The 23,727-nt window shown below is 63.1% G+C and carries 17 protein-coding genes and 2 pseudogenes; 5 read left to right on the top strand and 14 right to left on the bottom strand.

The window, feature by feature from the left end; genetic code table 11:
* Nucleotides 1–75: 75 nt before the first annotated feature.
* From QZX93_RS01935 to speE, 3 genes are read left to right on the top strand one after another with little or no spacing between them, the layout of a single operon-like run.
* On the top strand, nt 76–978 hold the full coding sequence (locus tag QZX93_RS01935) for a response regulator (protein WP_295388866.1): 903 nt from the start codon (nt 76–78) through the stop codon (nt 976–978).
* Nucleotides 975–1,325: a metalloregulator ArsR/SmtB family transcription factor gene (locus QZX93_RS01930; RefSeq protein ID WP_295388865.1), complete on the top strand. Its 351-nt coding sequence runs from the start codon at nt 975–977 to the stop codon at nt 1,323–1,325. Before QZX93_RS01935 ends, QZX93_RS01930 begins: the two co-directional genes overlap by 4 nt.
* Nucleotides 1,326–1,371: 46 nt before the next feature.
* Entirely contained in the window at nt 1,372–2,238 is an 867-nt protein-coding gene (speE, locus tag QZX93_RS01925) for a polyamine aminopropyltransferase (protein WP_295388864.1), read from the top strand.
* A 166-nt stretch (nt 2,239–2,404) separates the two neighbouring features.
* On the opposite strand, the gene tadA is transcribed toward speE, so the two are convergent.
* The 11 genes and pseudogenes from tadA to QZX93_RS01870 form a co-directional block, all read right to left on the bottom strand.
* Complete coding sequence (gene tadA, locus QZX93_RS01920) at nt 2,405–2,836, bottom strand: tRNA adenosine(34) deaminase TadA (protein ID WP_295388942.1); 432 nt, start codon at nt 2,834–2,836, stop codon at nt 2,405–2,407.
* Between the two features lie 65 nt (nt 2,837–2,901).
* The gene (locus QZX93_RS01915) at nt 2,902–5,796 is read right to left on the bottom strand and encodes an HsdR family type I site-specific deoxyribonuclease (protein ID WP_295388863.1); all 2,895 of its coding nucleotides are present in this window, start codon (nt 5,794–5,796) and stop codon (nt 2,902–2,904) included.
* A 56-nt stretch (nt 5,797–5,852) separates the two neighbouring features.
* A complete protein-coding gene (locus tag QZX93_RS01910; protein ID WP_295388862.1) occupies nt 5,853–6,134 on the bottom strand; it encodes a helix-turn-helix transcriptional regulator in 282 nt (93 codons plus the stop codon).
* Nucleotides 6,127–6,453, bottom strand: coding sequence for a type II toxin-antitoxin system RelE/ParE family toxin (locus QZX93_RS01905; RefSeq protein WP_295388861.1), 327 nt, complete (start codon nt 6,451–6,453; stop codon nt 6,127–6,129). The genes QZX93_RS01910 and QZX93_RS01905 overlap by 8 nt, the downstream gene beginning before the upstream one ends.
* 159 nt (nt 6,454–6,612) lie before the next feature.
* Nucleotides 6,613–6,810 (bottom strand): hypothetical protein, encoded by a 198-nt coding sequence (locus QZX93_RS01900; RefSeq protein WP_295388860.1) that lies wholly within the window; start codon nt 6,808–6,810, stop codon nt 6,613–6,615.
* Nucleotides 6,807–7,328: a zeta toxin family protein gene (locus QZX93_RS01895; protein ID WP_295388859.1), complete on the bottom strand. Its 522-nt coding sequence runs from the start codon at nt 7,326–7,328 to the stop codon at nt 6,807–6,809. Before QZX93_RS01895 ends, QZX93_RS01900 begins: the two co-directional genes overlap by 4 nt.
* Nucleotides 7,325–8,563: a restriction endonuclease subunit S gene (locus QZX93_RS01890; RefSeq protein ID WP_295388858.1), complete on the bottom strand. Its 1,239-nt coding sequence runs from the start codon at nt 8,561–8,563 to the stop codon at nt 7,325–7,327. Before QZX93_RS01890 ends, QZX93_RS01895 begins: the two co-directional genes overlap by 4 nt.
* Nucleotides 8,560–10,518 carry an N-6 DNA methylase gene (locus QZX93_RS01885; RefSeq protein WP_295388857.1) on the bottom strand — a complete coding sequence of 653 codons (1,959 nt, stop codon included), beginning with the start codon at nt 10,516–10,518 and terminating at the stop codon, nt 8,560–8,562. Before QZX93_RS01885 ends, QZX93_RS01890 begins: the two co-directional genes overlap by 4 nt.
* A 96-nt stretch (nt 10,519–10,614) precedes the next feature.
* Nucleotides 10,615–12,192, bottom strand: coding sequence for a glutamine-hydrolyzing GMP synthase (guaA, locus tag QZX93_RS01880; protein ID WP_295388856.1), 1,578 nt, complete (start codon nt 12,190–12,192; stop codon nt 10,615–10,617).
* 153 nt (nt 12,193–12,345) lie between these two features.
* A pseudogene (locus tag QZX93_RS01875) lies at nt 12,346–12,912 on the bottom strand (IMP dehydrogenase); the annotation flags it as partial.
* Nucleotides 12,913–13,890: 978 nt separating this feature from the next.
* A pseudogene (locus tag QZX93_RS01870) lies at nt 13,891–14,943 on the bottom strand (IMP dehydrogenase); the annotation flags it as partial.
* A gap of 411 nt (nt 14,944–15,354) precedes the next feature.
* Here QZX93_RS01870 and QZX93_RS01865 point away from each other — a divergent pair.
* Nucleotides 15,355–17,484: an Ig-like domain-containing protein gene (locus QZX93_RS01865; protein ID WP_295388855.1), complete on the top strand. Its 2,130-nt coding sequence runs from the start codon at nt 15,355–15,357 to the stop codon at nt 17,482–17,484.
* A 133-nt stretch (nt 17,485–17,617) separates the two neighbouring features.
* Here QZX93_RS01865 and QZX93_RS01860 read toward each other — a convergent pair whose 3' ends face one another.
* The 3 genes from QZX93_RS01860 to QZX93_RS01850 form a co-directional block, all read right to left on the bottom strand.
* Nucleotides 17,618–20,794 carry an efflux RND transporter permease subunit gene (locus tag QZX93_RS01860; RefSeq protein WP_295388854.1) on the bottom strand — a complete coding sequence of 1,059 codons (3,177 nt, stop codon included), beginning with the start codon at nt 20,792–20,794 and terminating at the stop codon, nt 17,618–17,620.
* Between the two features lie 270 nt (nt 20,795–21,064).
* Nucleotides 21,065–22,195, bottom strand: coding sequence for an efflux RND transporter periplasmic adaptor subunit (locus QZX93_RS01855; RefSeq protein ID WP_295388853.1), 1,131 nt, complete (start codon nt 22,193–22,195; stop codon nt 21,065–21,067).
* On the bottom strand, nt 22,192–22,875 hold the full coding sequence (locus QZX93_RS01850) for a TetR/AcrR family transcriptional regulator (RefSeq protein WP_295388852.1): 684 nt from the start codon (nt 22,873–22,875) through the stop codon (nt 22,192–22,194). The genes QZX93_RS01855 and QZX93_RS01850 overlap by 4 nt, the downstream gene beginning before the upstream one ends.
* A 280-nt stretch (nt 22,876–23,155) precedes the next feature.
* Between QZX93_RS01850 and QZX93_RS01845 the strand changes: the two genes are divergently transcribed.
* Nucleotides 23,156–23,677 (top strand): TIGR00645 family protein, encoded by a 522-nt coding sequence (locus QZX93_RS01845; RefSeq protein WP_295388851.1) that lies wholly within the window; start codon nt 23,156–23,158, stop codon nt 23,675–23,677.
* Nucleotides 23,678–23,727: the final 50 nt, after the last annotated feature.

Raw genomic sequence — 23,727 nt, 5'->3', positions numbered from 1 at the left:
TTTTCCGATGAATTCCATTATTTGCGTTTATTTGCGTTTATTTGCGTTCATGTGCGGACCAATGAGATTCTTGGGATGAACGGTTACGCCGGATTCAAGCTGCTGATCGTCGATGATCACGCGAATAATTTGTTTGCGTTGCGCACCCTGATCGCGGCGCACATGGGCGCGGTCGTGCTGGAGGCCAGCTCCGGTCAGCAGGCCATCGACCTCACCCATGGTCACCCCGATATCGACTTGATCATCCTGGACGTGCAGATGCCGGAGATGGATGGATTTCAGACCGCCGCGCTGCTGAAGCTGCGCAAGCGCACCCGCGACATCCCCATCATCTTCCTCACCGCCGCCTTCAAGTCAGAGGAGTTCCAGCAGCGCGGCTTTGCCGTCGGGGCGGTGGACTACCTACTCAAGCCCATCGACGACAACCTGCTGATCAACAAGATCAGCACCTACTTCCGGCTGATCGAGAAAGAGCGCGGGCTCAACCGGGTCCTGGAGCAGCGGGTGGCGGAGCGCACCGCTGAACTGGCCGCGGCGCGGCAGTACCTGGAGAACATCATCACCCATATGGGCGAGGCGCTGCTGGTGCTGGAACCGACCGGAGTCATCAAGCTCACCAATCCGGCGGCCTGCCGGATGCTTGGCTATACTGCGGCGGACCTGATCGGCATGGGCATCGGCGACGTGTTCGAGGAGGAGGGGGACGAGGTGGCCGAGGCCTTTTGGGGCACCTGGCTGGAGGCCCTGATCCGCACCGGTGCCATCAGCAAGATCGAGGCCCGCTTCATTGCGCGGGACGGCCGGCGGGTGCCCATCCTGTTTGCCCGCACCGCGGTGACCGACAGCGCCGGGAGGTTGAGCGACATCATCTGCATCGCCAAAGACATGACCGGCTATGTCCGGGTCGAGGTTGCGGCCGACACCGATCCCGCGACCACCCCAAATGCAGATGAACGGCCGCAGGAGGCTTTAGGATGAGTGACCCGCTCGACGATGACCCGCCCGATCCGCAATTGCAGGGGGATGCCCAAACCACCCTCACCGCCAATGCGCTCAAGGCGATGGCCCACCCGCTACGTTGGAAGATCCTGTGTTCGCTGGGAGACAAAGAGCTCTCGGTGGGTGAGATCGTTGAATGCACCGGGACCTCCCAGAGCAACATCTCCCAGCACCTGGAGCAATTGCGCAACAAGAACATCGTGGTTGCCCGCAAGGAGGCCAACCGGATCTTCTACCGTATTCGCAACGACCAACTGCTGGACCTGATCGGTATCATGCGTGAGGTGTTGTGTCCGGCCAACCTGGACGACCGCTACCCGCGCTAAATCGCGCGGTCCCCATCCACCCGCCCCACACCCCAGGACCTGCTTCATGCTCCAGCCCAACGAATGGTTTACCGAGATCGTCGAAGACGAGGGCTCTGCCTTCTCACTGCGGGTGACCGGCAAGCTCCATGAGGAGCAGACCCCCTATCAGTCGATTGAGGTCTATGCCACCGCGGGGTTCGGCAACCTCATGGTGATCGACGGCTTCGTCATGCTCACCAGCCGGGAAAACTTCCTTTATCACGAGATGATGTCACACCCGGCACTCTTCACTCATGCCGACCCGCGGCGGGTCTGCATCATCGGCGGCGGGGATTGCGGCACCCTGCGCGAGGTGCTGAGGCATCCGGGTGTCGAATCCGTGGTCCAGATCGACATCGATGAAGGCGTCACCCGCGCCGCCGAATGCTTCTTTCCCGAACTCACCGCCGCCAATCGCGACCCGCGCGCCCGGCTGTTGTTCGCCGACGGCATCCGCTGGGTCCAGGAGGCCGCTCCCGCGAGCCTGGACCTGATCATCGTCGACAGCACGGATCCGGTGGGCCCCGCCATCGGTTTGTTCAGCGGCGATTTCTACCGTGATTGCGAGCGGGCACTGGCCTCCGGCGGTATCCTGGTCCAGCAGAGCGAGTCGCCCCTCTATCACATGCACATCCTCACGCAGATGCATGTGGAGATGCGCCGAGCCGGCTTTGCGGATACCCGCAGTCTGTTCTTTCCCCAGGCCGTCTATCCCTCCGGCTGGATGACCGCCACCATGGCCCGCAACGGCGGGTCATTTGACGCGTTCCGCGCCGAGGACGTGCGCGCCAAGCCCTTCGAGACCCAGTATTACAATGCCGAGATCCACCAGGCGGCGCTGGCCCAGCCCGAGTTCTTCCGGCGCGCCCTGGCGCAGGCATTGGGGGCTTGACCTGAATCCGTAAATGGCTCACGCCAAGGCGCCAAGCTCGCCAAGGCCTTTTAGTTCCTTATCCGTGATCGGTGATTCACCCGCTGGGTGAGCCGGATACTCGACACATCTCATCGGCTTTCTTGGCGAGCTTGGCGCCTTGGCGTGAGAACAACGCTTTCCGAGCTTACCGGCGTGCTCTGAAGAAGGCACGCAGGGTCTCGCCGCAGGCTTCCGCCAGTACGCCGCCGGAACAGGCGGTACGGTGGTTGAAGCGGCCATCCGCGGGCAGCAGGTGGAAGACGCTGCCGCAGGCGCCGGCCTTGGGATCGGCGGCGCCATAGACGACCCGTTCAACCCGCGCGTGGATGATCGCCCCGGCGCACATCACGCAGGGTTCCAGGGTCACATAGAGGGTGGAGCCGGGCAGGCGGTAATTGCTCAAGTGTTGACCGGCCGCGCGCAGCGCCTGGATCTCGGCATGGGCGCTGGGGTCGCTTGCACCGATGGGGCGGTTCCAGCCGGCGCCGATGAGCTCGCCATCCAGGACCAGCACGGCGCCGACCGGGACCTCGCCCTCTGTCGCTGCCTGTTCCGCGAGCTTGAGGGCTTCGCCCATCCAGTGGATATCCTCCGGCGATGGACCGGCTGCGGGCTCCGGGGCGAGGTGCGCGTCGTCTGCCATCAGTGATACACCCGCGTTTCCCCGGCAAGGCCAGCGGTGTAGAGATGGGCAAACACGGCATTCGCCTTCAGGTCGATTTCATCGGCGTCATAGGCCGCCGCGGGCAGGTTGGCGAACAGGTGCTTGATGATCTCGGCCTGGACCTGCGCCCGTGCCGTCGCCTTTTCCCGCCAGTGGTCGATCTGCAGCTTGCCCGAATTCAACGTATCGAGCAGTTGCGCGGCCACCTTCTTGATGGCATCACGCTCGCCCCTGGTGAGCGAGTCCTTTTGCAGCAGATCGAATACCGCCAACTGGTCTTCATTGTCCAGATCTTCGCGCAGGTAGCGCTTTTGCTCCTCGTTGAGCGTGCTGTTGAAGGCATTGAGCTCGTCGAACACCTTCTGGATTTCGGCGTCATCCTTGTCCTTGTTGTATTCTTTGATGATTTTCTGGTAGCGCTCATATAAATCAACCCGGGTCGGGTTGCGTGCCAGCATCATGGCCAGGCGCTCCTCGATCTTTTCCTTGAGGTTGAGCGTCACGACATTTTTGAAGGGGGTTCGCTCGAACTCTTTACGCAGACGCGCAAAATCGATATTCGATAAGTCATGGCGGACCTGCGGATAGGCGATGCCGAGGGGCGCCGGGTTCTCCGTGGTGAGGGTAGTATCGACGACGGCATAGAGTGATTGCAGCAGTGCGCTCACGTCCGGTGTTTCCCGCAGGTCCTCGATCTTGTTATACACGGCAGCGATAGCGCTGGCCTGCGCGTCGTAATCGAACAGGCCCGGATTCGGAAACAGGCCACGGTGCCGCGCCTGCACATCCTCGACGATCACCTGATAGGTCTTGCGCCGCTCATCGCTCTCGCACAGGAGATTCACGGCCGTCAGGATCAACCCCTGCTTCTCGAAGCCCTGGGCGGCGATCAGCGCATCCAGCGCAAACCCCAGACCCGCCAGATAGTCGCGCGCCTGCTTGAGGCTCGCGGCGTATTCGGCCAACGCCGCAGCATCATCCCGCACCGTATCCTGCTCGTCCTCACCCTTGCCGGTCCCGGCACGGTCGCCCTGGGCAAAGGTGGCCAGTGCCTTACGCAGGCTTTTCAGCATGCCGTTGTAGTCGATGATCAGGCCATGCTTCTTGCCGCCGCCCACCCGGTTGACCCGCGCAATCGCCTGCATCAGCGTATGGCCCTGCATCGGCTTGTCCAGGCAGACCATCATCGCCTTACCGCCGCCATTGTCCACCACCCGCCAGCGCTGGTGAAAATGATCGACGAAATCCTGTGCCACCCGGTCGAGCCGGGTGGGTGAGGTGAGGATGGGATAGTCGCGTGCCAGTTCGCGGTAGAGCTTGTCTTCCTTCTCCTGAGTCCAGGGGTTATCCAGGGTGGCGGACTGCCTGGCCGCTTCGATGTGTTTGGCGATGCGCGCGTTGACCTGGGGGTCGACGATCTTCAGTTTCTCGCCCCGGTTCTCGTAAAACAGGGGTAGGGTGGCACCATCGGTCACGGCCCGCCGGAAATCGTAGATCGAGACATAATCGCCAAACACCTGGCGGGTCAACTGCTTCTCAGCGGCATCGATCAGCGGGGTGCCGGTAAAGCCGATGAACTTGGCGCGCGGCAGACCCTTGCGCATGTTGAGTGCCAGGCGGCCATACTGGGTACGGTGCGCCTCGTCCGAAATCACGATGATATCCTCGCGCTCGGAATAGGGCTGCGTCACCGACTCGCGGTATTTCTGGATCAGCCCGAAGACATAGCGGCGGTTCTCCTCGCGCAGCATGCGGCGCAAGGCATCGCTGTTCTGGGCCTGGTCGGTCTTGCTGTTGGCGCGCCCCGCATTGGTATAGGTGGAGGCGATCTGGTCGTCCAGTTCGGTGCGGTCAGTGATGATCACAAAGGTGTAGCCGGCCGAGATCTTCCGGTGGATCTTCTCCGTGAGAAAGACCATCGCATAAGACTTGCCGGAACCCTGGGTGTGCCAGAAGACCCCCAATTGCCCGGCCAGCACCTCCGCCTGCACCTTGGGGTCGTCTGAGGTCAGCCGGTCGAAAACGCGATTGACGCCGAGATATTGGTGGTTGTGCGCAATGATCTTGCGCGTGCTGCCCGCTGAGGCATCGAACAGCACGAAATTCTCGACGATGTCGAGCAAGCGGGCGCGGTGCAGCATGCCCTCCAGCAGGATGGGCAGCAGGGGCTGGTCGGCGCGCGGCTCCGGGGCGTCCTCGTCGAGTCGCTTCCAGCGGTAGAAATGCTCCCTGGTCGAGGTGATCGAACCATATTGCGCATCGTGGCCATTGGAGAGGATGACCAGTGCGTTCCAGTGGAACAGGTGCGGGATGGTGTCGAGATAATCGCTGAAGTTCTTCTTATAGGCGCTGTCGACATGGACCTCGAACCGCTTGAGTTCGATAAACACCAGCGGCAGGCCATTGACGAAGCCGATGATATCCGGGCGGCGCAGCCACAGCCGGCCGCGGACCCACAACTCGCGCACCGCAAGATAGCGGTTCTGGGTCTGGTCGTCGAAGTCGATCAGGCGCAGGCGCTGATCGACCAGGCGGCCCGCGGCATCGCGATAGCTCACCGGCACCCCGTCGCGCAGCAGGCGGTACTTCTCCACGTTCAACTGGACGAGGGTCTTGGTGAAATCCTCGGCAATCACCTGGGCCAGCGCCTGCGTATAGGCCAGGTCGGGCAGCCCCGGGTTCAGCCGCCGCAGCGCCGCCAGCACATCGCGGGTCAGCACCACCTCGCGATCCGATGCGCGCCCCAGCAGGCTGAGTGGACCGAAATCCTCCTCATCCTGCGCGAACACCGTCTCCCAGCCCAGTCGCTGTTGCAGAAACGCAGCGGTGGGGACCTGGATCAGCAGGTCTTCCGAATAATCTTTCTTGGCCATGAGCGCCTTCTCCCCGAGCTCTCAGTGATTGTGAAACCCCGGGGCCGTGGGCGTCCTCACGGTTGAGCCACCAGCTTCACCACGGTGCGAGTCCCGGTGGCGCTGGCATAGCGGTCCAGTGTGCGTAGGCTGGGCCGGGTGCGTCCGCTCTCCAGCCGGGCGACCGTCGATTGCGAGGTCCCCATCCGTTCGGCAACCTGCGCCTGGCTCAAGCCTGCGCGGGCTCGGGCGGCGATTAATTCATGGGCGATGTCAAACTCGGGCGTTTGGGCCTCGTATTCCTTGAGGGTGTCCGGGTCTTCCAGCAGGCGAGCCTTCAAATCGGTAAGGTCAATCATCGATCAATCTCCGCAGGCGGGCACGGGCGGTTGCCAGTGCCAGACGTGGGGTCTTCTGGGACTTCTTGACGAAGACGTGCAACACGGTTAACCGCCGCCCGGTACGCGCCACATAGACCGCGCGGCCGATCCCGTCGCGGCCCGTCATGCGCATCTCCCACAACTTGTCCTCCAAGTGGCGAACATGCGGCATACCTGTTTGCTGCGGGCCGCAGGCCATCAGCAGTTCTGCAATGTGCAGAAACCGGGCGCGGATGTCGGCGGGCATCGCCAGCAGCTCGGTTTCCGCCTCGGGACACAGGTGAACCGTCCAGGTCATCAGTGTATCTCTTTTCTGGTATGTAGGGCGGTGCGTGACGCGGATCTTCAAGCCTCGCTTGCAACCCGGTCTTTGACGCGTCACTTGCCGATGCCGGCGACACGCGAAGCAGAGTCTTGCGGGCCGCGTTCCCAACGAGGGGAGTTGGCTCAGGCTATCCTATCGACACTGGGGCTCCGCGACCTCTTTGCTTTCTGCGCCCGGCGAAATGTGCCGGATCACCGATCCTTCCTGCACCACGATATCAGTGCCGGTTTGTGCTGCGATCTCGCGCGCCCGCTTCGTGGCCCGGCGCATGGCCTGCAAAGAATTGCGCAAATCCGGATCACTGGCCTCGTCTAACGGCTTGGTATTCATGCGTTCTCTCCCCATTCGAGCATCAGTGGTTGTGCTTCTGAACTGTCATACAAGAGCCACGCATCCACTAATGGCTGATAGACGTGCTGGAAGTTTTTCCGCCCCGCCGCGAAGCGCCGACGGATGACGACCTCGGGTACATGATGCCCGCCCTGTCTGACGCGTTCCGTGACCCGCTCGACTGCCAGTTCCGGTGACGGCAGGCTCAGGAAAAACAGCTTGATATGATAGCCGAGCGCCTGCCATTCGGGGATCTTGCGGGCGTAGCCCAACCCGGAAAGGGTGGTCTCAAAGGCGAAGCTATCCCGCCGCTCGACGTGCAAGGCGATCTGCTCCAGCATCAGCCGCCCGGCCTTCACGGCGGCGGCCTCGGGCCGAAAGGGCGACAATCCGGCGGCGATCAGATCGGCATTCACAAAGACCGGACAAGCAGCCTCTTGCGGCAGGAACTCGCGGGCGAAGGTGGTCTTTCCCGCGCCGTTGGGGCCGGCGATGATAATGATCTTCTGCTGGCTCATGCCGCCATGTTCTCCGGCAAGGGGATGCGGGAGACGTCGAGTTGGCCGGACATGAGCTTGGGGAGAAGTAATTCTTTGGCAGCCTTTAAGCACCGCCGTTGCCGTCCTAAGTTTTCAATCAGCTCGTCGTATGTTGACAATGTGTCCGCAATGCTATCCTGAACCTCTCTGGGCGGCAATTTGACTTGGAATGCCGGGAATTTCTTAAGTGAAATACGATCGACGGTCGCGCCCGCTACGACATTTGCATCAATCTGGCTACGCCATTCCGGTGAAAACAAATGGTGAAAAAGGAATCGCGGATTAACTTTTTCCGGGTTCGGTCGAATCAAAGCGGTTCGTCTGCCGAGGCAGCAACGCAAGCCATCTGGAATCAGAGCATAGCGGTTTAGTGTGGCCTCATAGGTGAACACAATGTCACCGCCTTCCGGCGTAACTCGCTTAGTCCACTTTGGATAGTCTGCCTCTGAGACCCAGCGCGCCTCGGAAAGCTCGATGTGCCCATCCGCCGTGATTTCTCTAATGCCAAGAAAGACTGCTACCCCTTGCAGGTGAAGGGCTGGTGTGGCGTGCGGGCCATCAAATATGCCTGCTATGCGGCCAATCTCGTATAGTTGAAAATAATTCGCTTCGCCAGGCTGGTTCTTTTCGACCTCACGATATATCCGGCGAGCGGAATCTTTGAGTAACTGAATGCGGCGTCTATTGGTGGCGATCAGGTCGTCGTAAACTTCGAGATAATCGACGACTCGCAGCTGCTCAATCATGTCCGGATATCTAATCAGCAGAGATCTGAGGATGCCGGTATTCAGATTGAGCATTGTTGCGCCAATAGCCTTGCTTTCAATCCACTTAACGATATGATCTTGGCCGAGATAGTAAAAGAGCCATTTTGATGAAATCTCAGTTGAAGGGATGTAGATTTTCAAGCAACCAGTGCCGCAGAAATAGCCTGATTGGCTTGAATCAATAAAGGCCCTCTTGCTGATATTTCCTCTGCGAGGAAAAACGATATCGCCCTCAGCAAGGAGATGTCGGCCGAGTTTCTTTGCCAGCGCGTCATCTATCCGGGCGATTCGATCATCGGAAATGCGATCATCGATAATATCTTGCGGCATGACGACAGGTATGCCGTCATTCTTGTAATCTGATTGATGAAGTTGAGAGCCGAACGGCCCTGTTTGCACATAGCCCCCAGTTTGATCGCAAAGCTCTCCCAGAGTCCGAGACTTCATGCCAGTAACGCCTCGAAGTTGCTACTGATCCGCCCGGCAAGCTCCACCGCCTTGTCATTCAACTCGCTCAATTCATCGTGGATCTCACGCAGCTTTTCGGCAAAGTCATCCTCGTCTTCGATGTCGCCCTGGGCCGTTCCCACATAGCGCCCCGGCGTCAGTGAATAGTCGCTCGCCGCGATCTCATCGGTCGTAACGGCCTTGCACAGTCCGGGCACGTCGGCGAACACTGCCTCGGGGAAGCGACTGTGTAGCCACTGCACCTGATGGATGAAATAGACCGCCTGCTTCAAGGCGTCCAAGACGTCGTCGCGTACCGTCGGTGCTTCGCCCTTCCTGGTGTCGGCGGCGAGCAGCGCACGCTTGCACTCGCGCGCCGCCTTGCCGTCGAATGCGTCGGACAGCCGCGCGCGCAGGGTCTTTTCGGCGGTGTCCAGCAGTTTGAGCCAGCGTTTGTGGCGGGCCTCGAGTGTCTTCATGCCCAGCTTGAGTGACGGCACCAGTGCGTCCAGTTGGATTTGTAGTGCGACCTGGGCGGTATGGCTGCCGAGGTCGGCTGCGGCAATGGCGGTGCGCGCCGCGTTGGTCGCCGCGAGTAGTGCGGTGATCTGCTCTTGGTCATGGTCGGCGGGGCCTTGGGCGTCATTCCAGAGCTGCCGACTGGAGGTCGAGGCTTTAGCCGGATCAGGGCCGCTAAGATGCGATGTCGACCGGCTAAAGCCTCGACCTCCTGTCTCCTTGAGGTCGGAACGACAATCACGGTCCCAAGCGGTCAATTCGGCCTTGAAGGCATCGAGCGTGGCTTGGGTTAAGAGTGCCTCCGGCGGCTGATCGGCATTGAGTTCGGCGAGTGTCACCTTATCGGCAAAGGCTTGCAGGAGGGTGCCTAGCCTGGCGATGGTCGCGCTGTCGGCCTCAATGCAGGCGGGCAACTGTTCCAGCCATTGATCGACCTGCCGCTGATAGCCGCCGACCAGCGCGATGAACTTAACCTGTTCGCCCCGGTATAGCCAGGCGATGGCGGTGAGATTGGTCAGTTGCTCTTCGGTGAAGATATGCGAACGCGCCGACACCACATGATAGACATTGCGGGCGTCGATCATCAGCACCCGGTCCTTCAGGTGATCGGGTTTGCCCTTGTCGAAGAACCAGAGGGTGCAGGGGAGGCTGCGGGTATAGAAGAACTTGTTGCCGATGGCCACCATCACATCGACATGGCCGGTCTTGACCAACTGTTCGCGGATGTCGCGGTCCTTGTTACCGGCATCGGATGCGCTGGAGGCCATGACGAAACCGGCGCGGCCGGTCGCGTTCAGATAGGCGTAGAAATACTGAATCCACAGGCTGTTGGCGTTGGAGATGGCGCCCGTCTTGGCGTTGGTGCCCGGCAGGCCGAAGGGCAGGCGGCCCTTAATGTCCACCTGGCCCTCGATCTTGTCAGTGACGACACCGTCGACATTGAACGGCGGATTGGCCATCACGAAGTCGCACCGGCCGATCAGCTGGTCGACCTGATCGTAGAAGGTGTTGCCCTGGCGGATGTTGGATGCATCCAGTCCATGGACCACCAGGTTCATGCGGGCCAACTTGGTGTTGGTGTCCGACTTCTCCTGACCGTGAAAGGTCACCAGGTCATTGGCGGAATCGATGATCGCACCGACGTTGGCGCCCCGGGGGGCGCCTGCAATCTTGTCGAAGCGGGCGCGCACCGGGAGATAAATGGCGGCCTTACCCTGGAAGCCGAGCTTGATCAGTGTCTCACGCTGCGCGGGCGGGACCTGGGGCGGGATGTCCGCCGCGATGTCAGACAGATAGGCCGTGAAACGATTGTCCGCGTGCCGCAGAAAGATCAGGCCCAGGACCGGCATCGAATATTCGGCGGCGGTCAGCCTGGAGTTGGCGCGCAGTTGGTCGGCGGCCTCCCAGAGTTCATTTTCCAGTCGTTGAACATTCATCCTAGATATGGGTCGCTCATCAGCCATCGCGGCGCGGAGCGCCAGACACAGGCGTGACACCGCTTGCGCGGTGTCACGAGGGTAGGGGTAGGGTGGCTATTCCCACTCAATGGTGCCCGGCGGCTTGCCGGTGATGTCGTAGACGACGCGGGAGACGCCCGGCACCTCGTTGACGATGCGCCGACAGACGAGATCCAGGAAGTCATAGGGCAGGTGCGCCCAGCGGGCGGTCATGAAATCGATGGTCTCCACTGCCCGTAGCGCAATGACATGGGCATACTGGCGGTTGTCACCCACCACGCCCACCGAGCGCACCGGCAGGAAGACGGCGAACGCCTGGGAGACCTTGTCATAGAGGTCGGCGCGGTGCAGTTCCTCGATAAAGATGTGGTCGGCGCGGCGCAGGGTCTGCGCGTATTCACGGTGGACCTCGCCCAGGATACGCACCCCAAGCCCGGGACCCGGGAAGGGGTGGCGGTAGACCATCTCGGCCGGGAGCCCCAGTTCGACGCCGATGCGCCGCACCTCGTCCTTGAAGAGTTCCCGCAATGGCTCGACCAGCTTGAGCTTCATGTGCTCCGGCAGGCCGCCCACGTTGTGGTGCGACTTGATGACCTTCGCTTTTCCGGTCTTGGCCCCGGCGGACTCGATCACGTCCGGATAGATGGTGCCCTGGGCGAGCCAGCGCACATCGGTGATCCGGCCGGCCTCGTCGTCGAAGACGTCGATGAAGGTGCTGCCGATGACCTTGCGCTTGCGCTCCGGGTCAGTGACGCCCTTGAGGCCATCAAGGAAGCGGTCGACGGCATCCACTCGGATGACCTTGACCCCCATGTGCTTGGCAAAGGTCGCCATCACCTGATCGCCTTCACCCAGGCGCAGCAGGCCGTTGTCGACAAAGACGCAGGTGAGCTGGTCGCCGATGGCGCGGTGCAGCAGGGCGGCGACCACGCTGGAGTCCACCCCGCCGGAGAGCCCGAGCAGGACCTGGTCCTTGCCCACCTGGGCGCGCACCGCACTGATGCTGTCGGCGATGATGTTGTCCGGGGTCCAGAGTCGGTCGCAGCCGCAGATGTCGTGGACGAAACGCTCCAGGATGCGCCCGCCCTGATGGGTGTGAGTGACCTCGGGATGGAATTGGAGACCGTAGAAGCCGCGGTCCTCGTCGGCGATGCCGGCCAGGGGGGCATTCGGGGTCTCGGCGATGACGCTGAACCCGGCGGGCAGTGACTCCACCCGGTCGCCATGGCTCATCCAGACATCCAGGAGGCCATAACCCTCCGGGCTCACGCGGTCCTCGATCTCGCGCAGCAGGCGGGAGTGGCCACGGGCGCGCACCTGGGCATAGCCGTATTCGCGATGGGCGGAGGGGACGACCTGGCCGCCGAGTTGGGCGGTCATGGTCTGGAGTCCGTAGCAGATGCCGAGCACTGGGATACCCAGGGCGAAGACCAGCGGGTCGGCGCGCGGTGTTTCTGCCTCATGGACCGATTCCGGACCGCCGGAGAGGATGACGCCCTTGGGGGCGAAGGTGCGGATGGCCTCCGCCCCCATATCCCAGGGGTGCAGTTCGCAATAGACCCCGGCCTCACGCACCCGCCGGGCAATGAGTTGGCTGTACTGCGAACCGAAGTCCAGAATCAATATACGGTCGGCGTGGATGTTGGAAGTCATGGAGCGCCCTTAAATCGGGAAAAAGACGTCCGCAAATGAACGCAAATAAACGCAAATGGTCATAGCCTCACTTGGTAAGACTATTTTTTTCTTCATTTGCGCCGTTTGCGTTCATTTGCGGACAACAATTCTTGGTTTCGTCTTACCCGGCGATCAATTGTCTATACGATAATTCGGCGCTTCTTTGGTGATCTGCACGTCATGCACATGCGACTCGCGCATCCCGGCGCTGCTCACCCGCACGAACTGCGGCTTGGTGCGCATCTCCTCAATGGTGGCGCAGCCGGTATAACCCATGCCGGACCCCAGGCCGCCGATCAACTGGTGGATGACATTGAGCACGCTGCCCTTGTAGGGAACCCGGCCCTCAATGCCCTCGGGTACCAGCTTGTCCTTCTCGGCGCCCTCCTGGAAATAGCGGTCGCTGGACCCCTCCTTGGCGCCCATGGCCCCGAGCGAGCCCATGCCGCGATAGGACTTGTAGGAGCGGCCCTGATAGATCTCCACCTCGCCCGGCGCCTCATCGGTGCCGGCGAAGAGCCCGCCGATCATCACGCTATGGGCGCCGGCCGCGATCACCTTGGCGACGTCCCCGGAATAGCGCAGGCCCCCATCGGCGATCACCGGGATGCCGGTGCCCTCCAGGGCCTCCGTCACATTGGAGACGGCGGTAATCTGGGGTACGCCCACGCCGGCGACGATGCGGGTGGTGCAGATCGAGTTATGCACGATCGCGTTATCCGCGATGAAACTGTGGGTCGGACAGTCGACCTCAATGTCATAGACCGGAAGTTCCAGATGTAGCGGCTGGCGGTCAAGCAGTTTCAGTACCTGATAGTCCTTGATCAGGCGCTTTTCATGCGAAACATTCAGGCGGGCACGATAAGAATCGCGACAGTTGGCGTCGCAGGTGCCTTCCAGCCCACCGGCGGATGCTGCTTCGATATGGCAATTTGGCAGGCTGCCCTTCAGGAGCAGGCAGAGCAGGTTGAAGAGTTCGACCAGCGATTGCGATGTGTTACCGAAACAGGTCCGCCCGGCCGCACTGACATAGCCGTCGCTATCCAGAAGCCCGTCGAACAGCCCCTGTAGATAGTCAGGATTGGCGCACAGGAGCTCGGACGGTAACTGTTTGTTATGGCGCTTACCAAGCTGCGCCAGTAAACGCGCCCACTGGAGCGAATAGAAATGGACGTTGATGATACTCGGTCCTGGCGTCTGCACGGGCGCGACCCCAGTCACCTCCTCGACACACTGGATCAGTTTGTTCGCAATGGCCTGTTCATGTGCGCCAAAAAACCAGGATACCCGACCAATTTCGGAATTTCTGGACGCGGCGATGAAGGCATGGCCATCGCCGAGAAAGGTGCCGAAGAGATAGCCGAGTGCGTAGGAATCACGGATGGCGGTGTGATAGCGTGCCAACTGCAAATCTTTGCGGATGGCGAACTCGGTCAGGTCGATGTCAATACGTTCGGGTAGTTCGAACGTGACCTGGCGCGGAAACAGGCAGGTCCCGCGCTCGACTTCGCCGATGGCGTTCCAGCCGATTCTTGAGGCACCCTGTCGCGTCGGCTTATCCAACACGTTGGCATAGCCCTTTGAGGTCACCGTCGCCGCGCTGGTGGTCGCGAGATCGCCCATGAGATAGCGATGGTCGGGGGTAGCGAGTGTGGCCCAGAGTGAGGCGGTGTGGCGAACTTGCATGACCTCACGGACACCAGTACACCAGGCCTTCACGACGTTAACCGGCTGTCCGTCCCGGTTGATCACGCGATCGCCGGGGCGGACTTCCTCGATATTCCGGTAGCTGGCGTCAGCCATCAGAACGCGTGTGCCAGCCGCGAAACAGCCGGGGCCTATGCCGACCTTGACCGCATCCGCCCCTGCGTCCGCCAAGGCGCGCGCGGCATCCGCGGTGGCGATGTTGCCGCCGATGACCTGGACCGAGGGGAACTGACGCTTGACCCAGGCGACCCGGTCGAGCACGCCCTGGGCATGCCCGTGGGCGGTGTCGACCACGATCACATCCACCCCAGCCTCCACCAGTGCGGCGACCCGCTCGTCCGTGCCCCGCCCGACGCTCACCGCCGCCCCGCAGCGCAGGCGCTCGTGGTGGTCGCGCGACGCCTTGGGGAAGTCCTTCGCCTTCTGGATGTCCTTCACGGTGATCAGGCCGCGCAGCTCGAAGCGGTCGTTGACCATCAGCACCTTCTCGATGCGGTGCTGGTGCAGCAGCCGCACCACCTCCTCCCGACTCGCCCCCTCCCTGACCGTCACCAGGCGCTCCTTGGGGGTCATGATGGCGGAGACCGGTTCATCCATGCGGGTCTCAAAGCGCAGATCGCGGCCGGTGACGATGCCGACCAGCTTGCCGTTCTCGGTCACCGGGACACCGGAGATGTTGTGCGCCCTGGTCTGGCGCAGCACCTCGCCCACGGTCACGTCCGGGGACACGGTGATGGGGTCGCGGATGATGCCGCTCTCGTATTTCTTGACCGTCAGGACTTCGCGGGCCTGGCGCTCCAGGCTCATGTTCTTGTGGATGATGCCGATCCCGCCCTCAAGCGCCATGGCGATCGCCAGGCGCGACTCGGTCACGGTGTCCATGGCGGCCGAGACCAGCGGAATCCGCAGCTCGATCTCGCGGGTCAGCTTGGTCTGAAAGCTGACCTCGTTGGGCAACACCCGTGAATGGGCAGGGACGAGCAGGACATCGTCGAAGGTCAGTGCTTCCTGGATCAGGCGCATGGCTTGGGGTTCTCCGAAGGGGCGGCTGCCCCGGAAAAGTAACCTGTTAGTATATGTTTTCCGAGTGGGCACGTAAACCTTTCCGACGCTCATACACGTGTCGCGACCGGCTGTGCCAGCTTCGGTTCGTGCGTTCGAGCGCCAGACTCCAGGCGCGGGAGCGGTGCGCGACGATTATCCTGATTTGAAACTGCTGCTGTCATGCCGGTTTTTTTTGCGCTGGCCAACAAGCGTGTATAATCGTCCCCGGTTTCAAGTTGGGTAAAACCGCCTGGCCGCGCGATCTCTGGGATTGCCAGCTTTGGCGGCACCCATCGACCTTGTTCGCGCCTATCCCACCGTTCTCTATCCCGGCATTCGCGCGGGCCGCGCGGGCCGCTATAACGCCTGTTGACATGGAGCTCTCAGACCATGAATGAAACGCGATTGACCGATGCGCCGGCGATGACGCCGAAATACCATCGACCCGGCATCGCCTGGGTCGCGCTGGCCACCCTCTGGCTATTGGTGGGGACGGCGACTGCCACCCAGGCCGGCAGCATTACCGGAGCCGTCAGAGATGCGGGTGGTAACGGCGTAGGTGGTATTCAAGTGGTCGCCGACCTCGGGAATACAACGCAGTGGCCGATTCGCGCCACCACCGCCGCTAACGGAACTTACAATCTCGGCGGCGCGCTGTTAACCGGTAGCTACCGGGTCTGCTTTTATGGCTGGAATCCGGCTGTCCAGGGAACGCAATATTGTGACAGCGTCAGCGCCGGCCGCAATCTTATCAATAATGTGGCAGTGACCGCCGGCCAGATCACCGCGGGCGTCAATGGCCTGGCCGTGGATACTCCCCCGCCCGCGATGGTCAGCCTCCAACCCGCCGACAATGCCGCGGGCGTGTCGACGGTTCAGCCGATCATCGCGCGGTTCGATCATTCCATGGACAGCAACTATTGCCAGGTGCAATTGGCGGACTGGCATGGTGGGCCTGAACTGTCGGGTCAGTTGACCTGGTCGCAGACGATGCTCCCCAACGATACCCTTACCTTTGTGCCCGCCGCGCCTTTGCGCTACAGCATGGGATACGACCTGGTCTTATCCCGCTGCCATGACACCAATGGGAATGCGGTCGGTGGCTATGAGTGGAGCGCGCATCACTTCTTCTCGACCGCCGGTGCCCCGGGCGACACCTCCGCACCCCAAGTCATCGCGACCTTACCCGCTGCTGGCGAAGTCGGCGGAGACACCGCGCATATTCGCATCTTTTTTGACAAGCCAATCGATCCTGCGACCGTGAATTCGGTCTCGGTGCAGTTGACCGGACCCGGGGTGCCTGCTTACCGGCTGCAACCCCTGGGCTTTGAACTGCACATCTGGCCGCAGGGCTTGCAGGCCCAGGCCCAATATCAGGTTGCCCTGACGACCGCCGTGGCCGATGCGCAGGGTCACCACCTGGCGGCGCCCTTTAGTCTGAGTTTCAACACCGGTGCCGGGGATACCACCGCACCAATGGTGCTGCAGACGCGCCCGGCCAATCTGTCACCCGGATTGGAGTGGGAGCCCATTGGCGTTTTTTTCTCTGAGAACATGAACCCCGATACGATCCTCCCGTCCACGGTCCAGGTCTTCGACGAGACCGCAGGGGGCACCCAGGTCGGCATCCATATCCGTAAGGACTGGGTCGCCGAGGACGGCGCGCGCGCCAAGATCGGGATCGACCGGGCCTTCGCGGAGGGCGGGCGCTGGCAGCGGGACCATACCTTTCGCGTCGAACTCGCCGCGAGCATTGCGGACCTGGCCGGTAACCCGTTGGCCAGCGCACAGGTGTTTCGCTTTACCGTCGTTAACGCCGCGCCCGGCTCGAATAGCCCTCCATCAATGATGGACGAAGGTGACACCCGGGCGTACCGGCAAGCGGATGGGCGAGTGACCTTAGACCTGGTGGTCCTTGCCGATAGTACCACCGGCGGTACGCTCGCCGTGTCGGCAATGGACATGACCCAGTTCGGCAAGTCATGGCTGAACCTCGTGCAGAATGGCGGGGAATATGTCTACACGACCCCGGTCGGTGTGAGTGAGGCCCTGAATAACGGCCCGCACCAGCTGCACATTACCGTCACCGATCCATCCAACGGACAGACCCGGATGTTGCTCTGGACTATCTATGTATTCGATGCGGTGCCGGTGTTGACCGGAGGGCCTGCTGATCAGGCGACGGGCGTGTCCTTGCAGCCCAGCTTCAACTTCACCACCACCGGGATCACCGGGGCGGCGTATTACATGCTGGCGATCATGGATGCGACCAGCGGCGATATGGTCTTCCAAGCCCCGATCGCGCCGAATGGGGAGACCTCGTATGCGGTCCAGGTCCCGTTGTCGCAGGCCCTGGCGCCGAACACCGCCTATCGGTGGGTGGTCGCGGCCTTCGACTCGCTGGGATGGCCGGTCGGACAGGCATTAAGCGTGGAGCGCGGTTTTACGACCGGGTCTGGCATTGATTGGGCATTGGCACTGCCCAGCCGCGGCGGTTGGCGGGCGATCCTGGGGCACTGAGCGCACCGGGCGGCTTGCAACGAAGGCCGGCGCGTTGCCGTGAATACGGCAATGGCGCCGGCCGCAACGTCGGCTGGTGCGGTCGGCGCTATACGCTCTTGATGCCGACAATCTCACCGGAATGACGTGGGAGCTATTGGGATGTGACGCTCCGCGCCCCGTGCGGCACTCTGAACCAGGCGGCATAGAGGGCGGGTAGTAAGGTGAGTGTGAGCGCGGTGGCGGCCAGGATGCCGCCCATCATGGCCACTGCCATGGGGCCGAAGAAGGCGCTGTGGGTCAGCGGGATCATACCGAGCACCGCGGCGGCGGCGGTGAGGACGATCGGGCGGAAGCGCCGCGTGGTTGCACCGATGATGGCGTCCCACGGGGGCTCGCCGGCGGTGCGGTCCTGCTCGATCTGGTCGACCAGGATGATGGCGTTGCGCATGATGATGCCGGACAGTGCAATGGTCCCCAGCATCGCGACGAAGCCGAATGGCAACCCGAACGCAAGCAGTCCGGCGGTGACACCGATGAGCCCCAAGGGGGCGGTCAAGAGGACCATCAGGGTGCGCGAGAAGCTCTGCAATTGGATCATCAGGAGCGTCAAGACCACCGCCAGCATCAGCGGCACCCCGGCCGCGATCGAGCGCTGGCCGCGCGCCGACTCCTCGACCGCGCCGCCGATCTCGATGCGATAACCGAGCGGCAAGGAGCCGCGTAGCCGTAACAACTGGCGGTCGATCCGCTTGGCCACGTCCGGTCCCTGCGCCTGGCCCAGCACGTCGGAGCGCACGGTGACGGTCGGCAGGCGGTCGCGCCGCCAGACGATGCCGTCCTCCTGCGCATAGCGGATCTCGGCGAGCTGGGTGATCGACACCGCCCGGCCGTTGCTCGATGACAGTGCCAAGTCCTTGAGCGATTTGAGTTGTGCGCGCTCGGCGGGGGCGCCCCGCAGCACCACCTCGATCTGCCGGTCGCCCTCGCGCACATAGGTGACCGTGCGCCCGGTCATGGTGCTGTTGAGGAAGGCGGCCAAGTCCTCGGACGAGAAACCCAGCACCCGCGCCTGGTTCTGGTCGACCTTGAGCCGCACCACCTTGGTCGGTTCGTCCGAGTCGAATTGGGCGTTGGTGACTTGCGGGTCGGTGCGTACCACGGCCATCACCTGTTGCGCGATCGCGCGCACCCGCCCCAGGTCCTCACCGGAGACCCGGAACTGCACCGGGAACCCGACCGGCGGCCCATTCTCCAGTTCAGTCACCCGTCCGCGCAGACCTGGGAAGTCCGTGTCGAAGCGGTGTACCAGCCGGGCCCGCAACCGTTGGCGTTCTTCCACACTCTTTGCGGTCACGACGAACTGGGCGAAATTGGCGCTCGGCAGCTGTTGATCGAGCGGCAGATAAAAGCGCGGGCTGCCCACGCCGACATAGGCGACCGCGCTTTCGATCCCCGGCTCGCCGTCCAGGATCGACTCCATCCGCTGCGCCTGCGCAGCCGTGGCGGTGAATGAACTACCCTCCGGCAGGCGCAGGTCCACGATCAGCTCCGGTCGTGACGAGGACGGGAAGAACTGCTGCGGGACCAGGCGGAAGGCGGCCAAGGCGCCGACGAAGACCGCGAGTGTGGCCCCGATCACGATCCAGCGATGGCTCAGGCTCCAGCCCATCAGGGCGCGGAAGCGGCGATAGAAGCGCGTGTCATAGACCTGATCGGGGTCTTCGTGTACGGCCGCCTGGGGTGCCGGCACCGGGTCCGGGAGCCCGCGCCAGCGCGCCATCCAGCGCGCCGCGAGCGTCGCGCGGCGCGCCTGATCGCGCTGCGGCAGCAACAGATAGCCCAGATAGGGGATCACGATGACCGCCGCGAACCAGGAGGCGATGAGCGCGATGGCCGAGACTTGAAACAGCGAGCGGGTATATTCGCCGGTGGTGCTCTTGGCCATCGCGATCGGCAGGAAGCCGGCCACGGTGATTAGGGTGCCGGAGAGCATCGGGAAGGCCGTGCTGGAATAGGCGAAGCTGGCGGCGCTCAGGCGGTCGAATCCCTGCTCCAGCTTGATGGCCATCATCTCGACCGCGATGATGGCGTCGTCCACCAGGAGACCGAGCGAGAGGATCAGTGCCCCGAGCGAGATCTTGTGCAGGCCGATACCGAACAGCCACATGCAGAGGAAGGTCGTGGCCAGGACCAGCGGGATGGCCACCGCGACCACCAACCCGGTGCGCAGGCCGAGGCTGATCAATGACACCGCCAGCACGATCGCCACCGCCTCGGCCAGCGAGCGCACAAATTCGCTCACCGACCGCTCCACCGCCCGCGGCATGCTGGTGACGTGCCCGATCTCCATCCCGATCGGCAGTTCGGACGCCAGCGTCGCCAGCCGTGCGTCGAGCGCGTGCCCCAGCGCGATGACATCGCCGCCGGCCACCATGGTGACCCCGATCCCCAGCGCCTCGCGGCCGCGCCAGCGCATCTTCTGTTCGGGCGGGTCCACATAGCCGCGCGAGACCTCGGCGATATCGCCCAGCCGGAACAGGCGGTCGTTGACCCGCAGGGCGATGTCGCGGACCGCATCCAGCGAGTCGAAGGCCCCGCTCGGGCGCAGATAGATGCGCTCGGTCGGGGTCTCGAAGGCACCGGCGGCGGCCACCGCGTTCTGCGCCGCGAGGGTCTGCGCGATCTGCGTGGGCGAGATCCCCAGCAGGGCCAGCCGCGCATTCGCGAGCTCGATGAAGATCTTCTCTTCCTGTTCACCGATGAAATCGACCTTGGCCACTGCCGGCACGCGCAGCAGCTCGGCGCGCACGCGGTCGCCGAAGTCTTTCAGGTCGCGATAGGTATAGCCCTCGCCGGTAATCGCATAGAGGTTGGTATAGGTGTCGCCGAACTCGTCGTTGAAGAAGGGTCCCTGGATGCCGGCCGGTAGTGAGTGGCGGACGTCGCCGACCTTCTTTCTCACCTGATACTGGAGCTCCGGGATGGCGCTGGGCGGCAGCGAGTCCTGCAAGGACACGAAGATCATAGATTCGCCCGGCCGCGAATAGCTGCGCACGAACATGAGCGGCAGCTCTTGCAGCTTGCGCTCGATCCGGTCGGTCACCTGCTGCTCGACCTCGCGCGCCGAGGCGCCCGGCCAGGCGGTCTTGACCACGATGACCTTGAAGGTGAACGGCGGGTCCTCTGATTGACCAAGCTGGCCGTAGGCGAAGGCGCCTGCCACCGCCAGGACACAGATCAGATACAGGACGAGCGGGCGATGGCGCAGCGCCCAGGCGGACAGGTTGAAGGCTGTACTGGGCGCCGCGGGGGGTATGAGCGGCGTCATGCTGAAAAGAGCAGAGGATACGGAAATGAACGCGAATGAACGCGAATAGAAATCGCATTGCGGTTCTTGATCGCTTCACCTCTGTAGCTACCACTCTCCTGTCCCGTCAGAGGGAGATGACTTGGAGCAGCGCGAGCCGATGTCCGGTAGTGGATTGGCCTGCCGCCGGTGTGACGCTGCACTTCGGTTACCAATTGTATCATTTGCGTTTATTCGCGTTCATTTGCGGACAAAAAAATCTTTCCATAGCCACAATGGCACGGGGAGGTATTAATTCGCGCGCGCGGTGGTCGCCATCGGCGGCGGCGGGGTGGGGCGCCCCGCCTCCTCGTAGGGTCGGACGCGCTGGCCTTCGTGGAGCTTGTTCGCGCCGGTGGCGACCACCCATTCGCCGGCCGCAAGGCCAGCGGCGATCACCACGCCGTCCTCCCGATACTGCCCGATCACGACCGGACGCAGCGACACCTTGCCAATGATCGGGTCATAGACCCACAGTGCCGGCCGCCCGTCGAGCGCCTGGTAGAGCGCGGTGGACGGCAGCAGGCTCGCCGTGGCGGCCCCGTCGTCGGCGAGCAGTACATTGGCGGTCATGCCCCACTGCATGGCGGGGGCGGGATCCAGCACGGCGACACGCACCGTGAAGGTCCGGGTAATCGGGTCGACCGCCGGCGAGACCTCGCGAACCCGTCCGCGGTAGCTGGTCGCGGGATCGGCCGCCAGGACCACCGTGATGCTGTCCGCCGCCTTGAGTTCGTCGATCCGCCCCTCCGGGACGGCGATGACGACCTCGCGTTCGCTATCGCGCGCGTGGCGCATCACCACCTGGCCCGCCGCGACGACCTGCCCGGTCTCCGCGGTGACGCTCGTAATCACCCCGTCCGCCGGCGCGATCAGCGTCGCATAGGCGGCCTGGTTCCGGGTCACTGCCAGGTTGGCCTGTGCCTGATCGAGCCGGGCGTGGCTCGCCTTCATGGCATTGCGCTTGGCGTCGAGTGCCGAGGCGCTGATGAATTTCTGCTTGAGCAGGTTCTCGTAACGGTCGAACTCGGCCTTGGCGAAGTCGGCATCGACCTGCGCCGCCGCGACCTGCGCCTGTGCGGCCTCGGTCTGCAAGGCGACATCCGCCGCATCGAGCCGCGCCAGCACCGCGCCCTTGCGCACCCGGGCCCCGGCATCGACGGCCCGCGCGACGATCTTGCCGCCGATCCGAAACGCCAGGTCCGATTCATAGCGCGGCTTGACCTCGCCCGCGAACAGCGCGGTCTCGGCGCCGCTGCCGAGCACCACCTCGGTGAGCAGGACGGGGCGGATCGCATCCGCGATCGGCGCGGGCTTACCGCAGCCGCCGACGGTCAGTGCGACGGCCGCCAGGATGATGAGTGCGTGTCGCTTGGTGTTCATTGCGTGTCCTCCGTGGTGGGTGGCGCCGCGATGGTCCCCTGCCAGAGTGCCCGCAAAGCCCCTTCCAACTCAACGGGGTAGCTCCAGGCGAACGCCGGCGGGACCGCGGTGTCGGTCGACGCGTCGCCGGCACCGCAGCCGACGGCGATGGACATCTGCCAGAGTCCGAGGATCATTGCGTGGCAGCGGCGCAACAGCGCCACGCCATCACCCGCGGCCAGCGTCGGTACGGGGAAATGGCGCTCGATCCCGGCGCCCGCGCGTTCCAGGCGCTCGGCCATCCGTTGCTTGAAGGCCAGCGCGGCGGCGGGCGGGATGCTGTGCGTCATCAGTCCGAAGCAGCGTGCCGCCAGCGGCAGGAACAGCGGCGGCTCGACCAAATGGGTGCGCGTCAAGGCGAACAGGGTGTCGAAGGCGGGGGTCGGTTCCCGCTCCACCAGGACGCACAGCTCGCGGAAGAAGCCGTCGACCCGTCGTTCATGCACCGCGAGCAGGAGTTCCTCCTTGCTCGGGAAATACAGATACACGGTCCCCTTGGCCAGGCCCGCCTGGCGGGCGACCTCGGCGACGCTCGCCACCCGCTCGGGTGCGTCCCGCAACAGGTGCTCGGCCGCGTCGAGGATGGCGTCGCGGCGTTCCTGCTTGTCTTCGGCCTGGATGGCGCGCTGGCGCATGGCCATGGTGGGGTACTCCGGCGGTTCGACCCATAACTGACTGCGGGTCACTTAGCCTCCACGATAAGTGACCGCGGGTCAGTTGTCAACCGCGAGGGACCGGTCAAGGCCGCAGGCGGTTCCGCGATGGTGTGGGCCACTACTCGGGCTATCGCGCCTGTGGTTCGCCGGGCGCCTGGGGCGAGCCGACCGCCCGCCGGGGCCGGAATCCTGCACCACGCGTTGACGCCCCGGCCGGGGGCGGGGACACTAGCGCCCCCTGGAAAATTTCGCGGAGTGACCGGTCTTGGAACGTTTTATCGAACGGCTGTTGTATTCGAGCCGCTGGCTGCTGGCCCCGGTCTATCTTGGGCTCTCGCTGACCCTGCTGCTGCTGGGGATCAAGTTCTTCGAGGAGGTCTGGCACCTGGCCCATGTCTGGAGCGTGTCCGAGTCGGACATGATCCTGGGGGTGCTCGCCCTGATCGATATTTCACTGGTGGCGAGCCTGGTCGTGATGGTGATGTTCTCGGGCTACGAGAATTTCGTCTCGCAGATCGACCTGGCGGAGGACGACGACAAGCTGGGGTGGTTGGGCAAGCTCGACGCCGGGACGCTCAAGCTCAAGGTGGCCGCGTCCATCGTGGCGATCTCCTCGATCCACCTGTTGCAGAAGTTCGTCAATATCGAAAACACCCCCAACGACAAGCTCATGTGGTTTGTGATCATCCACCTGACCTTCGTCGTCTCGGCGGTGCTGATGGGGGTGCTGGATCGTCTCGCCTTTGCCGCCCATCGCGACGATGGCGGGGCGGATGGCAAGCACTGAGGGGCGGGCCGTTGTCACGCCAAGACGCCAAGACGCCAAGTTAATTCAGT

Source organism: uncultured Thiodictyon sp., from assembly GCF_903946935.1.
Lineage (GTDB): Bacteria > Pseudomonadota > Gammaproteobacteria > Chromatiales > Chromatiaceae > Thiodictyon.
The sequence above is the reverse complement of the archived record's forward strand: the minus strand, read 5'-3'. Positions and strand labels throughout refer to the sequence as shown.

Coding starts and splice junctions, on each gene's coding strand:
- QZX93_RS01935 (WP_295388866.1), top strand. CDS start 76: ATGAACGGTTACGCCGGATTCAAGCTGCTGATCGTCGATGATCACGCG.
- QZX93_RS01930 (WP_295388865.1), top strand. CDS start 975: ATGAGTGACCCGCTCGACGATGACCCGCCCGATCCGCAATTGCAGGGG.
- speE (WP_295388864.1), top strand. CDS start 1,372: ATGCTCCAGCCCAACGAATGGTTTACCGAGATCGTCGAAGACGAGGGC.
- tadA (WP_295388942.1), bottom strand. CDS start 2,836: ATGGGCGAAGCCCTCAAGCTCGCGGAACAGGCAGCGACAGAGGGCGAG.
- QZX93_RS01915 (WP_295388863.1), bottom strand. CDS start 5,796: ATGGCCAAGAAAGATTATTCGGAAGACCTGCTGATCCAGGTCCCCACC.
- QZX93_RS01910 (WP_295388862.1), bottom strand. CDS start 6,134: ATGATTGACCTTACCGATTTGAAGGCTCGCCTGCTGGAAGACCCGGAC.
- QZX93_RS01905 (WP_295388861.1), bottom strand. CDS start 6,453: ATGACCTGGACGGTTCACCTGTGTCCCGAGGCGGAAACCGAGCTGCTG.
- QZX93_RS01900 (WP_295388860.1), bottom strand. CDS start 6,810: ATGAATACCAAGCCGTTAGACGAGGCCAGTGATCCGGATTTGCGCAAT.
- QZX93_RS01895 (WP_295388859.1), bottom strand. CDS start 7,328: ATGAGCCAGCAGAAGATCATTATCATCGCCGGCCCCAACGGCGCGGGA.
- QZX93_RS01890 (WP_295388858.1), bottom strand. CDS start 8,563: ATGAAGTCTCGGACTCTGGGAGAGCTTTGCGATCAAACTGGGGGCTAT.
- QZX93_RS01885 (WP_295388857.1), bottom strand. CDS start 10,518: ATGAATGTTCAACGACTGGAAAATGAACTCTGGGAGGCCGCCGACCAA.
- guaA (WP_295388856.1), bottom strand. CDS start 12,192: ATGACTTCCAACATCCACGCCGACCGTATATTGATTCTGGACTTCGGT.
- QZX93_RS01865 (WP_295388855.1), top strand. CDS start 15,355: ATGAATGAAACGCGATTGACCGATGCGCCGGCGATGACGCCGAAATAC.
- QZX93_RS01860 (WP_295388854.1), bottom strand. CDS start 20,794: ATGACGCCGCTCATACCCCCCGCGGCGCCCAGTACAGCCTTCAACCTG.
- QZX93_RS01855 (WP_295388853.1), bottom strand. CDS start 22,195: ATGAACACCAAGCGACACGCACTCATCATCCTGGCGGCCGTCGCACTG.
- QZX93_RS01850 (WP_295388852.1), bottom strand. CDS start 22,875: ATGGCCATGCGCCAGCGCGCCATCCAGGCCGAAGACAAGCAGGAACGC.